Genomic DNA, 14,046 nt, shown 5'->3' on the forward strand with positions numbered 1-14,046 from the left:
AACAAGGAGGGGTTTAGATGAATACTAGCGCAGTCGCAAAGCTACTCGGGGTTTCACCGAGCACAATTCAACGCTGGGTAAAGCAGGCAAACCTTCAAATGGAGCGGTCGGAGTTGGGTCATTATCAATTTTCTGAGGATAGCATCGAGATATTAAAGGACATAAAAGAACAACTTAATAACGGAGTTTTATTGCAAGACTTGAAAATCAAGGGAAGAAAGCATAGAAAAGCTGCAATACCAGTTGTTAAACCGGATTTCTCAGTGGATAAGCTAATGAAACGCATGGAGGAATTCGAAAACAGGCTTAACAGAAAGGCAGATGAAGTTGTATCTTATCAAATTCTTCAGCATCGCAGGGAAATTGAGGAACTGCAAAATGAGGTAGCCAGGCTGAAAGAAGTGATTACAAGCATGGAGGAAACCGCAGCACAGCAGGAACATGTGGCTGAGGAGGAAAATCAACCAGCTTTAGCACCTATTTCTTCCTTAAGGAAATTTAGAAAACGAAATATAATCGGATCCTTTTTTGGATTTTAATTCGGCACATCAGGGATGTGTTTTTTTTTTGAATTTTAATTAATCCTCAAAAGTAACAAAGTTAATGTGGAATAAATCAAAAAAAACAGACCCAGTAAATCTGAGTCTGTTTTAAATATCCTTAGTTAGGCTTTTTGTACGTTTGTAGCTTGTGGGCCACGCTGGCCTTGTTCAACTTCAAATGTAACTTCTTGACCTTCATCTAAAGATTTGTAGCCTTCACCCTGGATTGCTGAGAAGTGTACAAATACATCTTCCCCGCCTTCACGCTCGATGAATCCAAAGCCTTTTTCGCTGTTAAACCATTTTACCTTACCACGTTCCACAATTGTTGCCTCCTAGCGATTAAAAAAATTGCAATTTAACCTTGCGTGATTATTATATCCTTACAAAAACATTTTAAACTTAAAAAAGAATTTTTTTATCGAAGGTTTAGCTGCTAACTTTTTTATAAGTTTCCTCATCGCAAATGACAAACATCTTTGTACCTTCGGGAATTTGTTCATTATGTTTCCTGGCAATATCAAGCGCGTGACCATCTGATATGAGTGTTGCCCCCAGGTCAAAGAGCTCCATGGCTGCTTGTTTGTATGTAGTCCAATGTGGCTTCTTCTCGATTTTATAGAGGTTTTCTCCTTCCATATTGCTGAGCAATTGTTTAAACAATTTGCTCGAACCAGGGTAAATCGCCGCCTGAGCCATTAGTTTAGATACTGATTCATTGGATAAAATAAATTCATCGATGTTTGCATGTTCAAAAAGGGCAATGTGCTTTTCCTTCATGATCTCTGCAATCGTATAAATATTTCTTTTGGATTGTTTTGAGATATGTTCTACCCTTGATGCAATAAGCAAAGTTTTCCCATCAGCGTATTCAGGAAATTCAATCCGATCATCCGTAAACACCGCTACAGATTTGGACTCGAGAATGTTTGCTTGCATCAGTATTTCCTCTTCAGCAGGATTTCCACTGACAAAATGTACGCGGTCATGCTGCACTGGGGACTCATTGCTATGATCAACAATGACTATATCACACTTTTTATTGGAGTTCAGGATTTCCTCAACAACATTCTTTAGTTTATCTTTGGAGGAACCGATCAGTATATAGTGGTCCTTTCCTTTATAAGCCAACTTCCCTTCCTCCTTCATTTTTTTATATAAAGTCAAGCTATCAAAAATCTTGCCGATGATAATACCCATCGCACCAATCCCGACTGTATATAGCAGCAGCATTGTAAAAATCCTGCCTATATCACTGCTGGGTGAGTAATCACCGTAACCAACCGTCACGACTGTGGTCATTGTCCACCATACTGCATCGAGGTATCTTGGAAAAGTTTCTGGTTCAAGTGTCTTGATAATCATGCTGCTTATTAGGATGACTGCAAGAACGATCAAGATGATTTTCAATAGACTAATTTTCAGCAGTTTCGAAAACAACCTTTGTAAAATCCACATTGACGGACCTCCTTTCTCTTAAGCCAATCCCACCGGTAAAAAGCAAGAAAGGTTGTTTGTAATCTCTCCTCCGACACGGTAACCGAGCGCGGATGGTTTTCCATAAACAAGAAAGCTTCCGGTCAATATATGACCCTTTTTCTTACCTTTTTCTGAATTGTAAGTAACAGATGGCAGTTCGATATACTGCTGATATATGGATGGTACATCATGGTAGTTTTTATTTTTTTCTTCCATTAATAGCTTACCAGTGGAGCTATATATTTGGACTGTGTCTCCTTCTCTCCCAAAAATCGGCTTTTTGACAAATGGAACCTTTTTCCCGTAAAACGGCTCCGCTTCCAAATAGGTTGGCAGGAAATATTGCTCAATCCAATGATGCTCTTCGGATGTGAAAAATGTATCATTATTTTCATGCAATCCCCATATTACAGCCTGCACAGCTTTATTTTGCAATAAGAAGGCAGACGGAGGGTTGATCATAGCCAATTTCTTTGTTTTTACAAGCTCAAGCAGCCAAAGACCGATTTTATTTCCTGATTCATCTTCATCCATAATGAGGCTTTCTATCGGGAAGGTTTGCCGGTATAGGATGTCAATCTTTCGCCCTGTTTCATCATAGAGCCCACTTCCTGGTATGATCCTTAGTTTATCTAGTGCAATGAACCTGGAAGGTAGACCATATAATTCCTGCAAATATAAAACTGTATTTCGATCTTCTATATTGTCTTCATGTGCAGTGAAAACCACATATGGCTCTATCTCGTCCAGCCATTTGGCTGATGCAGCGACAGCAGTCCGAACAGCTTTGGCCAGCTGGTCTTCCATTCCTTCATTTGGGTTCCCAAAACCAAACTGAGTTGCTACAGATCCATTTACCCTAAATAATTCCTTAATGAATGTTGGAGTATCAGAATTTATCTCAATGCACTTGTATGTATTTTTTGTTTTTATCAGGTCCAGCCTTGCGATTACACTTTCAATATTTGAGGTCTTGTGCCGGATAAAATCGAGGGTTTCACCCGGATACCCGAGTTCACTTAAGATATCCAGATGAACATTTCTCAGGAGTTCACTAACTTTGAAAAATATCTTTCCGATTCTATTTGTACAAAGCCTGATTTCTTCAACTTCCCCCAGATCAATGGTGGATATATCATATAAAGCATATTCTTCTCCATACAAATCAGGCCAGAAATCCTTGATTCCTCTATAAAAATTCTCTCTCTTTGTCTTGTAGTTTTCCATGGAATGCCTCCTATCCCATGTCGTTTTCACCAATGGTTTTAACATACAGAACGTAAACTCCCCTGTCTTCATCTACTTCGGTGGAGGTTACAGCCATCTGCCCAAAGCCAGGAACATCAATAATGTCCTTTAATAAATATCTGATTACATCAAGGTGAGTGCGGCAAGGAACAGCTGTAAGCAACTTATAGTTCTCACTTTCCTTGCACCGGCGGAATTCCACGTGGATGCCCAGTCCCCGATAGCTTTTCTCATCAAGGACAGAATTGTTCCTGCCCCTGTCCTCAAGAACAAGTATCTCGTCATCCCCATCCATCTCATTGGATATTAATTCATACTGGCTTCCTTTAATAATGAAATAAGTACAAAGCTGGCGGGCATAAAATTCATCTATGCCGACATTCGAGATCGTATATTCATATAATGGTTCATAGTTATCCTTCCCATCATGAATAAAGTAAGTTAGTTTTTTCATCGATGCTTTTTCCTCCTAATAAGAAAGACTCTTTGCAACGATCCAGCCTACTGCAAGAGAAAGTGAGAAGAGAATAACACCGACAGAACGGTTGTCTTCTTCAATCGCTTGTTGGAGGCTATATCTGACCGTAACAACCTCAGCGACAAAGAATACAATGATTTGCGTGAAAATTCCAACGGAGCCCCAGATAGCCATATCGAGGAGGGATACCGAATATTCCGCAGCTGCACCAAGTACGATTGCAAGTCCCAGCATTTTCCCTCCAAGTGAAAGAGCGGCTGTTATATTTCTTTTACCAATCAGTTCAAACTCCTTAATTTTTGGAGTAGCCAGTACGAATAAACCGACACCTGCAGTCAGCAAAAGCAATCCAAGTCCTAAATAAGCGGCAAAATTCAAATATAAATTCATCACTGTTTCTCTCCCTTAACCGCCAGTAGTGCTTCTTGACCCGCTGCCGAATCCTGAACTGCCCTTTGGCGAAGTATTTTTATAATTGCTGTCAAGTCTTGCTCCCTTGAATGCCGAGCTTTTCTTGTAATTCATATAGTCCTTGCTCTTATAGAGTAATGATCGGTTCGCAAAGAACATACCAGCGAAAAAGTAGTGCCCAAAATATGGGGAGTTGGTATCATCACACTCCCATACACCATCTTCATTGTCCCATTCCCAATCTGAACAATCGGTCCCTTCTGGTACAGGAGGAATATCCTGGCCCTGCTCAGAATTCCAGTCCTGCCCATCATCGCCAGATACATCCGGGTCCCAATCGGGTTCCGGAATGGCCTGTGGATTGTTATTGCATCCTGCAAGCCCCAACATCAAAGCAGTGGCAGAAATACCTGCGATCACCTTTTTTGTTTTGCTCATTTATTTCACCTCTTTCTTATTGACGTAAATATTTACGGAAGACCTGGCAAAAAGTTTCAAATTATTGCTCCCGTTCCATAATATAACCTTCCTTTTATTGTAACACTTTCCTTTGGTGGTGATGCTCTATTCTATAATTAGTTTGGAACTTCCATCCTAAGAAGCGAATTTTCCAATGTGATATACCCGGTTCGTTATGTTCATTTAAAACAATTAATTTTTCCCATTAAAAAATTCCTCGAAATTAAATTCCTCTATTTCCGCGTTTCCTAATGCAATTTTTGCTAAAATAATTTCAAATAGGCATAACCCTGCTAACATAATAATCCCTGAAACCATAATGACAACTCCTTTGTGATCTGTTTGTACATACAATAATTTATGGAACGCGTTTCAGGTCAAGAATAATCTATGCGAGGTTTTTAAATGGCCAATATCCGAGAAATTGCCCGACTGGCAGGAGTGTCGGTTTCCACTGTGTCACGAGTGCTAAATAATCATCCATATGTAACCCCAGATAAACGGGAAGCAGTTCTTAAAACCATAAGGGAACTGGATTACAGCCCTAATATCAATGCTGTTCATTTATCACGCGGAAAGACCAATATGGTCGGAGTCGTACTGCCAACGATTAATCACCCTTATTTTTCAGAACTCCTGGAAGGAATTGCTGAAGAAGCAATGAAGCATAATATCCAGCTGGTTCTATTCCAGACAGGGTATCACCAAGAAAAGGAATTCGAAGCGTTAGAACAACTTCGAGGCCATCTTATTGATGGAGTTATTTTTGCTTCACGTGCAATCCCCTTTGATTCAATTTTGAAGTATAAAGATGCGGGACCGATTGTATTATGCGAGGATTCTGATCAAGATGAGTTTCCAGCTATATCAATCAAACATGTTGCGGCATTCAACCTGGGATTGGATTATTTAATGTCAAAGGGCCATGAGCGGATTGCCATCTGTCTGGGACGACTTGAAGGAACAAATAGCCAGAAACGCCAGAAGGCATACGAGGAAAAGATGAAGATGATTGGCCAGAACGTACACGGGGATTGGATTCTTGGTAAGTGTTTAATGATCCAGGATGGGAAAAGTGTGGTGGATCGCTTTTTACAAATGAAAGAAAAGCCTACAGCCTTTTTAGTGGGTAATGACCAGGTTGCAGCAGGCATTATCACTGAAACTATAAAACAAGGGCTTGCTGTGCCTGAGAATGTAGCAGTATTGAGCTTTGATAACCATCCAATATCTGAAATTATGGGAATCACGACAATTGACATCCCCACTAAACAATTAGGTACATATGCCTTTCATGCATTTATCAAGCGATCTGACGATAGTAAATACGCAAAGAAGGTTGCCCTTCCATTTAAATTAATTGTGAGAAATTCCATTTAAGCAAAAAACCTGCCATTATCGGCAGGTTCCTTGTTATTTTATTCTGCTTTTACGATCTATCAGTTCAATGGTATCGTCTGTCATGTAATAATCGTGGGAATCCTTCAAAATGTCTTTCAATGAGTCAGGGACCCTGATGGCATCATAACCACAAACGGTAATTAAATTTGTGCCCTTAAGCATTGAATCCGCTTCTTTTTCGTAATCTCCAAGATTCTGGAAGATGTCCTCTTGGTCTCTCCATTCAACATGTGCCCAAGTCTGAATCGGAATATTTTTTTCCAAAAAAGGGGCAAGCATGTTTTCTAAATAACTTAAAATAGTTTCTTTATTGAAGTTGCCGCGATAGCAATAGAATTCATAATTATTGATGGTGTGAATCATTTCCTGTTGTTTCTCATCAAACTCAACTTTAATTCTCTTCTGGAGTTCAGGCATAATCCGGTCATTTTCTATGATCATAATGTGGTTGCCGAGTCCGATAGCGGATGCAACATAGATTATCAGATTATCAACATATTTCTCTTCACTTTCATATGAATAAAAAATATGGGCACCAGTTTCTTTTATAGTTGCGATCAAGTCATTGATTTTTTTGTGCATTGTATCAGTCTCCTCCTGAATTCAAGGGAAACAAACAATGAATTCACATATTCAAAATATACTCTTTATATTAACACACTTCTCCACATTAATCGATTAAACTTGTTTGTGATTCAATTAGGTGCAAATTCCAATTAGGGATTAAATATCTCTTTATTTTTACACAAAAAAACTCACCGAGCATTGGCATGATCGGTGAGTTAAGTATTATTCCATAATAAAAGTCTTAAGTTTGTTTGCTTTAGCATTCAAATCACTTAAAGCTTCATTATATTCTGTTTCTAACTGGCTAATAATTTCCGAAGCGGATTGAATTTTATCAATGGCTCCAACTCCCTGCCCTGCTGACCAAATGTCTTTCCAAGCTTTAGCATTTGTCTCTCTTTGCATCGAATCAAAATTAACTGTATCCTTTTTCTTGAGGGTTTCTGGGTCTAGCCCTGCCCTAATGATGCTTGGCTTTAGCATATTCGCATTGACACCAGAAAAAGCATCGGTGAGGATAAGGTCTTCTTGAGTTGCATCGACAACCATTTGTCTGTATTCATCATTCGCCATACTTTCTTTTGCCACAATGAATCTTGTCCCCATATAAGCAAGGTCTGCTCCTGCTGCCTGGGCAGCAAGTACTGCTTTTCCAGTGGTAATTGATCCTGCCAGAACAATGATCCCATCCCAAAAAGTTCGTACAGAATCTACAAAAGCAAAGCTATTCAGTTCCCCAGCATGTCCCCCTGCCCCATTAGCGACTAAAATTAAGCCGTCAACTCCTGTCTCTGCAGCTTTCCTGGCGAACTTTACATCACTGACATCAGAGAAAACAAGGCCTCCATATTCATGGACAATGTCTACCACTTTCTTTGGACTGCCCAGTGACGTGATTACCAGCTGAGGTTTATGTTTTTTTAATAAAGCAAGCTCTTCCTCGAGCCTGCTGTATGTACTATGGACCACCATATTCATAGCCCAGGGAGCTATTTTCCGATTTGGTTCTTGTTTTTTTGCTTCTGCTAATTCGTCATTCAACCTTCCCATCCATTCGTCAAGAACTTCAATTGGTCTTGCATTCGGAGCTGGAAATGATCCAATTACTCCATTTTTGCAGCAGGAACTTACCAAATCAGGTCCTGAAACAAGAAACATTGGGGCAGCTATCGCAGGAACAGATAGCTGCTCCCACCAGTTTTCCGGAATAACTTTACTCATTGTATCATCCCTTCTACATTTCTAAATTTTCTGAATATCTATATCATAGTTTAACTTACCTGATTTTTCAATCTTGACAAGGTTTATTATTTTAAAAAAGAATCCTCCACCTCAATGTGAAGGATCCTTGCGGTATTTCTGCTGAATCTTTTTTATGGTGTTACGAGCACGGACTATAATCGTATCATTTCCTTCTTCTCGGTTCTTTAAATACCTGCGCCAAATAAATTGACTTCCTTCTTCTATCAGCAGCAAAACAATGATTGGCAGCAGCAAGAGCCAAATCCAGGTCCACATTTTTCAGGCTCCTTTCGAATGGATACATTATCCTATTCAATTCTTTACCTCAAAATGTTCGAATGCTAAACATAAACTTGTTTTAGTTTGGGTCCTTGTATTCCATTGCCCTTTTACTGTCTCTGTATCCTTTAGTAGTTGGATCTTGTATGAACCCAAGCATGGCAAGAACCATGAATATACTGTTCACCAACATCAAAACCTCATTCTGCAGTTCTTCTGTTAATCTGAAAGTTGTCCACCCTAACATATTAAAACCTTCAAGGACTATTTGCGCTACGATCATTAATTGTGATATGAAAGCAATAACCCAGGCTTTATTTTTGAATCTAACACCCCAGTTGAACAAATGCATCATTCCTTCCATTGCTTCTATTCTATAAATATATTCAGCAGAAGGAATTGGTTGTCTGTTTTGTCCCGCCTTTTTATTTTCCCCCTCTTTTATCTAATCGTTCGTAAATATCTTCACGGTGGATGAATATTATTACCATTACGAGGAAGCCGGTAATAAGAATGACAAACAGCTGGATACCAAAAAAATAAAAGCTTAACGGAATCAAAACAAAGGAACCGAGACCAGCAAATGTAAAACTTTTTAAAAAGGGATAAAGCAAAAGGAAACCAAAAATGATGACAAAAGCTGTTAGCGGTTCAAAGGCGAGCATCCCTCCGATAAATGTAGAGATTCCCATGCCCCCTTTAAATTTCAAGGTAATCGGCTTAACATGGCCAAGAATTGCAAAACCCAATCCACCCAATAGTAACTCAGGAGACAGTTTAAAATATTCACCAATAAAGATTACAATTGCCCCTTTTAGTGCATCACCAAGAAAAGTCAAAACGAATGACGCTCTTCCATGTACCCGGCCGGCATTCCGCGCCCCTACGTTGCCGCTTCCCTCGACTCTTATATCCTTTCTGCCGAGTAACCTAACAACGAAATAGCCAGCCATTAAGCTGCCAAGAAGATATGAAATTAAAAAATAATTAAAAATAGTCATAGAGACACAACCTGTCCTAACAATATTAGTAGAGTTTATTCGGTATGAGGCCGAAAAATTCCTGCCTATATATTCCCGATAAAAATACCCGGCCTGAGAAGACCGGGAAATTTTTATTCTTGCTTTGCTATTTGAGTTGCCTGGTCAAGCATATGGGGATTCACTACTCTTTCAACTTTCATATAGAAATAGAATAATAAAAATACCGCGCCTGACACCAATCGTAAAACAGATGATAGATTCATAGCAGTATCAATTGAACTTAGCTGGAGCAAGTATACACCAACCTGCGGTGCAATAAAGCCTATTATCGCTAAAAGGATGTTGTATTGTGCGATAAAGCTTCCTCGGTTCTCTTCCTTTGTCACTTCCAGGAGCTGATTGAATAACAAAAGGACGGTTCCCGAAACAAAAAGACCGGATGTAAAATTGACGAAGGTTAGGTAATACATATTTTTCGACAGTATTGTCAGGAAAGGGGCTGATGCCATACCGACCGCAGTAATCGCCAGCATCTTTGCATTGCTGTGCTTATCAGCCATCCTTCCCCACCACTTGAAGCTGATAATCTGACCTACCTGATTCGCCACAGTTATGATGCTAATCCAGAAACCAGTCATATGAGCGACTTTGATATTGTAAATATTGAACAAGGGCCAGGCTAGCTGCCAGGCAAAGTTGAAAAACAATCCGCAGATCAAGAAATAAATAAACGGTTTATGTTTATAAGCATCCCAGCCAAAATTAAAACGTTTCTTGTCTGTCACGATTTCTTTCTTCGGTTCTATATGTCTATTTAAATAAATTACTTCCACAATCCCAAAAAGGAATGCGAGAATGAAGAGAATTTGATATGGCAATGGATTTGATGTATCAAACCATTGAAGCCCTATTCCAATCAGCAATGTCGTAAACATACCAGCAATGGTCAGAATCCTGTTCCTCTCACTAAAGAAACCACTTCTGCGGCTGTCTGAAATGAGGTCTCCGATAAAGGACTGCCAGCTAAGCATTGCGAAGGATCCAGGAAGATTCATAAGACCAATCAGTAATACAAATGCCCAGGCCCTGTATTCTTCCGGCAGGTATATGACCAAAAACATTCCTAGCAAAAATAAACGAGTGAACAAAATTGAGTTACCAGTGAATCTCTTTTTTTCTTTCAGCCTGCTCATGATCACAGTACCAAGAATCATTGCGAACATGCCTACTATTTGAGGCAGGGAACTGATTAATCCAACTTGATAATTCGTAGCCCCAAGAACACCAATTGCAAATAATGCAAAGTAGTTATTACTCATACTCATAACAATCGTAGAAGCGACTCCATTTATTATGCTATTCTTTTCATTCCTCTTTATTATTTGTGAAGGACTTTCCATACATTCCTCTTCTTTCGAATCATTCAATTTATTTTGGATATCGAAATATCCACCTAATTTTACTCCTTCTGGATTTTGCTGACAATAAGTTTTTCTTTCACAAAACAAACTTAAAATCTTCTGTAAATTTAAGTTATCAGGCAGAGAAGATTCCTTATTGTTCGCTCGCACTATATTAAAAATACTATTTAAAGTTTTTCTCCAATAAAAAAAGGAGCACATGGCCCCTTTCCACTTAATTACACGTTTTTTAAAACTAATTTCAATCTGTTGTTACGTTCGCTTCTATCTTCCTCTGTCGCAAGGTCATACTTTTTTAGCAAGTGAAATACATCATTCAAAATGTCCTGAGTATGTTCCTTCTCAAAAAATTGGTCAAACAATGGATGAATGTCCTGCGGAAGGAATTCCTTCTGTGATTGGTATTTCTCCTGGACATCCGCTTTACTGTGGTCTATATTGCATTCTCCCATAATTAATCCCTCCTAATATGTATACCATTAGAATACCAGACTCTCTTTGACTTTACCCAAAACTTATACTTTTATCCTTTCCCTACAGAAGAATCCCGCATTACGGAAAGTAAATAGACCTTGTGTTCTAGGCTTTTATTTTTAACCGAAATATATAGTGAGATAGAGCATTGAAATCAAGCCAAGAATAAAAGAATACGTCGGAAATTTCACTTGATGATCTTCCTGGCTTTCTGGTATCAGTTCTTTATAGATGACAAATAGCATTGCCCCTGCGGCAAAACTCAAACATAGGGTACAAAACCTTCCACTTTAGCAGCAAGGAAATATCCAATTGCAGCCGTTACTATTTCTACAGCCCCTGTAAAGGTAGCGATCATAAGGGACTTCACTTTAGACATTCTCTGATGGATTAAATATAGCCCTACAAGGAATCCTTCTGGTGCATTTTGAAGTCCGATTGCAAAGGCAATGATAGCACCAAGGTTGCCTTCATCCGTTCCATAACTAACCCCGACTGACAGGCCCTCAGGCAAATTATGAAGCGTAATTGCTGTAATGATGACTAAGGTTTTTTGATCTACACCTGTTAATAATTTAAATTCACTTTTGTCCAGGTCTTCAGTCTTTGAATTAATGAAATTTAAAACAAACGTCCCTAATAACATACCGATCGATAACACCCAGATATTTGATGATTTCAAAGACTCTGGTATCAAACTGAAGGTTGTAGCCGCCATCATAATCCCGGAAGCGTAGCCGAGAAGTAAAGATTTTATCGTGGATGAGACATTATTTAGATATAAAACTGGTAGTGCTCCCAAACCTGTTGCCATAGCAGATATGACAATTCCTATAAATGCTTCTGCCATAACTTTTCCCTATGCCTCCTAATATACAAAAGTAAAATACTTTTCCCCTTATATCAGGTAGTTACACTTGGAAAAAATTATCCGATGTCATTCAGGTGCCACCAATTCAACTTTCATACGATCTGGACCTTCGAAAAATACCGCATAGTGATCCACTCCTCCTGCAAAAGGGTGTCTGTCCTGATAGAGGATGGGAATATTCCTTTCTTTAAGCTTTTCTGTCATCCGATCCACCTGATCCCGTGAATCTGCATAAAAAGCAAGGTGATTCAAACCGACTTGGGAACGGTGATATCCTGCTTTAATAAACCTTTCTTCAGTCTGTACAAAAACGATATATGTCTTTTTAAATTTCCAACTTATCCCGCTATCCCATTTTTGATAGACTTCATAGTTCAATTCGCTTAAAAACCAGCCCCAAAATTCTTTCGTTTTATTTAAATCGGTAACATTGATTTCAACATGATGCAGCATTCTTTCTCATCCTCCTGGAACAACACTGTTTTGTATTCTGAACCCTACAATTGGCAACACTAGGATAAAATAATAAAGGAAGTCATGTTATGTATCTTGCTATTGCCGTGGCAGTTCATTTGATACTTGCTTATTTTTTGATTGACTGGAAACGATGGAGGGATTACTATCCAACAATTCAATTTTATATAATAAGTAATTTAATGTATAATTTCTTATTCTTCAACCATACTTTATGGGCTTACAAGCCGAGGTCACCATGGCTGAACCATACATTCATTGATTTATCCTTTAGTTTGATCATGATGCCTATAATATTAATGATATATTTAAGACATATCCCAAAAGTGTTTAAAAATGCTCTGTTCTACATATCAACATGGGTCATTATTTTTACTGTCGTTGAATACTTTTTTCAAAGAAGCGGTTTGTTTATCTATAATAATGGGTGGGGAATAATTAATTCGGCAATCTTCAATGTCATTATGCTTTCAGTCCTCGGGATTCACTATAGACGACCTTTATATGGCATATTGATTTCGATTCCTATTATAGCAATACTGCTGTATTTCCATCACCCTTCATTTGGTGACTTGAAATAGGTTCATACCCTCATGTATTTCCATGCTCATGGTTTATGCTTTGATTCCTATCCTCTTTTGCTAATATAATAATAATAGGTTGTTAAAGTCATTGACGATTTTCTTTACTATGAACAAGCAATCGAGTGATAAAAAAACATCCTAGAAAACAGTTTTTCGGGAGATTTTATGATACGTACAATTTCTGTTAGTCCTTCTGGTGATATCCAAACTGGCCGAAGTATCGACTCTTTGGTTTCAGACAGCGGTCATTGGTATTGGATTGATTTCAATGAACCAACTGATGAAGAAATCGAATTATTGAAAGAACCATTACAGTTTCACCCTTTATCCATTGAAGATTGTATTCATACACTACAAAGACCAAAGCTCGATTATTATGATGATAATCACTTTTTTGTTTTCCAGGCTTTGAATGGAGAGTCCATGGAGAAGGAAGAAGTTGATTTATTCCTTGGACACAACTATATCGTTACCTACCATAGCGTCAGCACACGAGAAGTTGAGGACGTCTGGAAGAGATTAGAGCTTGCGAAGGCACCCGGTGAATGGAACCCATCGATTGTTCTCTATCATGTTTTAGATAAAATAGTCGATAATTATTTCCCTCATGTATACCGAATTGAGGATTTATTGAATGAAATAGATGAAAATTCAGCTGACCGCTCGATGGAGGAACTGCTTGAAGATTTATTCGATACAAGACATGAGCTGCTCTCTTTAAGGCATACCATCACTCCGATGAGGGATTTGGTATACAGGATGATTAATTCCCATCGCCTTTCCGGGATACTTGAACAAGAGGAATACTTTGCGGACATTCATGACCATTTATTGAGATTAGCTGAAAAGGTTGAAGCAAGCCGTGAATTGACAACAGATATGCGGGACAGCTATTTGTCGATCAATTCTCATGAAACGAATCGTGTAATGAAAGTACTTACTGTGATTACAACTATTTTCATGCCACTCACCTTCATAGCAGGGATTTACGGGATGAATTTTCAGAATATGCCGGAACTCTCCTGGCGATATGGTTACTTCGGAGCATTGTTTGCCATGTTTGTCATAGGGATGACCATGTACTTCTGGTTCAGGAAGAAAGGCTGGTTTAAATAAAGTGAAAAACCATTAAA

General features: G+C 38.7%; 19 protein-coding genes and 1 pseudogene. 4 read left to right on the top strand and 16 right to left on the bottom strand.

The annotated features are described in order from the left end of the window. The first annotated feature begins 17 nt into the window (after window positions 1-17). Window positions 18-539, top strand: a complete 522-nt coding sequence (locus DYI25_RS07680; protein WP_213367812.1) for a MerR family transcriptional regulator — start codon at window positions 18-20, stop codon at window positions 537-539. Between the two features lie 125 nt (window positions 540-664). On the opposite strand, the gene DYI25_RS07685 is transcribed toward DYI25_RS07680, so the two are convergent. The 7 genes from DYI25_RS07685 to DYI25_RS22580 all read right to left on the bottom strand — a co-directional run bounded on the left by DYI25_RS07685 (window position 665) and on the right by DYI25_RS22580 (window position 4,935). Next, window positions 665-865, bottom strand: coding sequence for a cold-shock protein (locus tag DYI25_RS07685; RefSeq protein ID WP_023614065.1), 201 nt, complete (start codon window positions 863-865; stop codon window positions 665-667). A gap of 106 nt (window positions 866-971) precedes the next feature. Beyond that, on the bottom strand, window positions 972-2,000 hold the full coding sequence (locus DYI25_RS07690) for a potassium channel family protein (protein ID WP_213367813.1): 1,029 nt from the start codon (window positions 1,998-2,000) through the stop codon (window positions 972-974). An 18-nt stretch (window positions 2,001-2,018) separates the two neighbouring features. After that, entirely contained in the window at window positions 2,019-3,248 is a 1,230-nt protein-coding gene (locus tag DYI25_RS07695; protein WP_213367815.1) for a glutathionylspermidine synthase family protein, read from the bottom strand. A gap of 10 nt (window positions 3,249-3,258) precedes the next feature. Further along, a complete protein-coding gene (locus DYI25_RS07700; protein WP_213367816.1) occupies window positions 3,259-3,723 on the bottom strand; it encodes an RNA helicase in 465 nt (154 codons plus the stop codon). 15 nt (window positions 3,724-3,738) lie between these two features. Then, window positions 3,739-4,137, bottom strand: coding sequence for a DUF350 domain-containing protein (locus tag DYI25_RS07705; RefSeq protein ID WP_213369478.1), 399 nt, complete (start codon window positions 4,135-4,137; stop codon window positions 3,739-3,741). 15 nt (window positions 4,138-4,152) lie between these two features. Next, on the bottom strand, window positions 4,153-4,596 hold the full coding sequence (locus tag DYI25_RS07710; RefSeq protein WP_213367817.1) for an aminotransferase yhxA: 444 nt from the start codon (window positions 4,594-4,596) through the stop codon (window positions 4,153-4,155). A gap of 213 nt (window positions 4,597-4,809) precedes the next feature. Then, entirely contained in the window at window positions 4,810-4,935 is a 126-nt protein-coding gene (locus DYI25_RS22580; protein ID WP_274609493.1) for a hypothetical protein, read from the bottom strand. Window positions 4,936-5,022: 87 nt separating this feature from the next. On the opposite strand from DYI25_RS22580, the gene DYI25_RS07715 reads away from it, so the two are divergent. After that, on the top strand, window positions 5,023-5,997 hold the full coding sequence (locus tag DYI25_RS07715) for a LacI family DNA-binding transcriptional regulator (protein WP_213367818.1): 975 nt from the start codon (window positions 5,023-5,025) through the stop codon (window positions 5,995-5,997). A 33-nt stretch (window positions 5,998-6,030) separates the two neighbouring features. On the opposite strand, the gene DYI25_RS07720 is transcribed toward DYI25_RS07715, so the two are convergent. The 9 genes and pseudogenes from DYI25_RS07720 to DYI25_RS07760 form a co-directional block, all read right to left on the bottom strand. Further along, on the bottom strand, window positions 6,031-6,600 hold the full coding sequence (locus DYI25_RS07720; RefSeq protein WP_213367819.1) for an MEDS domain-containing protein: 570 nt from the start codon (window positions 6,598-6,600) through the stop codon (window positions 6,031-6,033). Between the two features lie 207 nt (window positions 6,601-6,807). Continuing rightward, window positions 6,808-7,806 carry an NAD(P)H-dependent flavin oxidoreductase gene (locus tag DYI25_RS07725; protein WP_213367820.1) on the bottom strand — a complete coding sequence of 333 codons (999 nt, stop codon included), beginning with the start codon at window positions 7,804-7,806 and terminating at the stop codon, window positions 6,808-6,810. 111 nt (window positions 7,807-7,917) lie between these two features. After that, complete coding sequence (locus DYI25_RS07730; RefSeq protein WP_213367821.1) at window positions 7,918-8,103, bottom strand: hypothetical protein; 186 nt, start codon at window positions 8,101-8,103, stop codon at window positions 7,918-7,920. An 82-nt stretch (window positions 8,104-8,185) separates the two neighbouring features. Continuing rightward, entirely contained in the window at window positions 8,186-8,470 is a 285-nt protein-coding gene (locus DYI25_RS07735; protein WP_249745281.1) for a phage holin, read from the bottom strand. Window positions 8,471-8,531: 61 nt separating this feature from the next. Next, window positions 8,532-9,107, bottom strand: a complete 576-nt coding sequence (locus tag DYI25_RS07740; protein ID WP_213367822.1) for a glycerol-3-phosphate acyltransferase — start codon at window positions 9,105-9,107, stop codon at window positions 8,532-8,534. 113 nt (window positions 9,108-9,220) lie between these two features. Next, window positions 9,221-10,489 carry an MFS transporter gene (locus tag DYI25_RS07745; RefSeq protein ID WP_213367823.1) on the bottom strand — a complete coding sequence of 423 codons (1,269 nt, stop codon included), beginning with the start codon at window positions 10,487-10,489 and terminating at the stop codon, window positions 9,221-9,223. Between the two features lie 239 nt (window positions 10,490-10,728). Then, complete coding sequence (locus DYI25_RS07750) at window positions 10,729-10,962, bottom strand: group-specific protein (RefSeq protein ID WP_213367824.1); 234 nt, start codon at window positions 10,960-10,962, stop codon at window positions 10,729-10,731. Between the two features lie 141 nt (window positions 10,963-11,103). Continuing rightward, window positions 11,104-11,834, bottom strand: a pseudogene (locus DYI25_RS07755) (ZIP family metal transporter). Window positions 11,835-11,921: 87 nt separating this feature from the next. Next, on the bottom strand, window positions 11,922-12,308 hold the full coding sequence (locus DYI25_RS07760; protein WP_213367825.1) for a VOC family protein: 387 nt from the start codon (window positions 12,306-12,308) through the stop codon (window positions 11,922-11,924). A gap of 89 nt (window positions 12,309-12,397) precedes the next feature. On the opposite strand from DYI25_RS07760, the gene DYI25_RS07765 reads away from it, so the two are divergent. Continuing rightward, window positions 12,398-12,910 carry a CBO0543 family protein gene (locus tag DYI25_RS07765; RefSeq protein WP_213367826.1) on the top strand — a complete coding sequence of 171 codons (513 nt, stop codon included), beginning with the start codon at window positions 12,398-12,400 and terminating at the stop codon, window positions 12,908-12,910. 168 nt (window positions 12,911-13,078) lie between these two features. Then, window positions 13,079-14,029 (top strand): magnesium/cobalt transporter CorA, encoded by a 951-nt coding sequence (gene corA / locus DYI25_RS07770; protein ID WP_213367827.1) that lies wholly within the window; start codon window positions 13,079-13,081, stop codon window positions 14,027-14,029. Window positions 14,030-14,046 lie beyond the last annotated feature (17 nt).

Source organism: Mesobacillus boroniphilus (assembly GCF_018424685.1).
GTDB lineage: Bacteria > Bacillota > Bacilli > Bacillales > Cytobacillaceae > Mesobacillus > Mesobacillus boroniphilus_A.

Coding starts and splice junctions, on each gene's coding strand:
- DYI25_RS07680 (WP_213367812.1), top strand. CDS start 18: ATGAATACTAGCGCAGTCGCAAAGCTACTCGGGGTTTCACCGAGCACA.
- DYI25_RS07690 (WP_213367813.1), bottom strand. CDS start 2,000: ATGTGGATTTTACAAAGGTTGTTTTCGAAACTGCTGAAAATTAGTCTA.
- DYI25_RS07695 (WP_213367815.1), bottom strand. CDS start 3,248: ATGGAAAACTACAAGACAAAGAGAGAGAATTTTTATAGAGGAATCAAG.
- DYI25_RS07700 (WP_213367816.1), bottom strand. CDS start 3,723: ATGAAAAAACTAACTTACTTTATTCATGATGGGAAGGATAACTATGAA.
- DYI25_RS07705 (WP_213369478.1), bottom strand. CDS start 4,137: ATGAATTTATATTTGAATTTTGCCGCTTATTTAGGACTTGGATTGCTT.
- DYI25_RS07710 (WP_213367817.1), bottom strand. CDS start 4,596: ATGAGCAAAACAAAAAAGGTGATCGCAGGTATTTCTGCCACTGCTTTG.
- DYI25_RS22580 (WP_274609493.1), bottom strand. CDS start 4,935: ATGGTTTCAGGGATTATTATGTTAGCAGGGTTATGCCTATTTGAAATT.
- DYI25_RS07715 (WP_213367818.1), top strand. CDS start 5,023: ATGGCCAATATCCGAGAAATTGCCCGACTGGCAGGAGTGTCGGTTTCC.
- DYI25_RS07720 (WP_213367819.1), bottom strand. CDS start 6,600: ATGCACAAAAAAATCAATGACTTGATCGCAACTATAAAAGAAACTGGT.
- DYI25_RS07725 (WP_213367820.1), bottom strand. CDS start 7,806: ATGAGTAAAGTTATTCCGGAAAACTGGTGGGAGCAGCTATCTGTTCCT.
- DYI25_RS07730 (WP_213367821.1), bottom strand. CDS start 8,103: ATGTGGACCTGGATTTGGCTCTTGCTGCTGCCAATCATTGTTTTGCTG.
- DYI25_RS07735 (WP_249745281.1), bottom strand. CDS start 8,470: ATGGAAGGAATGATGCATTTGTTCAACTGGGGTGTTAGATTCAAAAAT.
- DYI25_RS07740 (WP_213367822.1), bottom strand. CDS start 9,107: ATGACTATTTTTAATTATTTTTTAATTTCATATCTTCTTGGCAGCTTA.
- DYI25_RS07745 (WP_213367823.1), bottom strand. CDS start 10,489: ATGGAAAGTCCTTCACAAATAATAAAGAGGAATGAAAAGAATAGCATA.
- DYI25_RS07750 (WP_213367824.1), bottom strand. CDS start 10,962: ATGGGAGAATGCAATATAGACCACAGTAAAGCGGATGTCCAGGAGAAA.
- DYI25_RS07760 (WP_213367825.1), bottom strand. CDS start 12,308: ATGCTGCATCATGTTGAAATCAATGTTACCGATTTAAATAAAACGAAA.
- DYI25_RS07765 (WP_213367826.1), top strand. CDS start 12,398: ATGTATCTTGCTATTGCCGTGGCAGTTCATTTGATACTTGCTTATTTT.
- corA (WP_213367827.1), top strand. CDS start 13,079: ATGATACGTACAATTTCTGTTAGTCCTTCTGGTGATATCCAAACTGGC.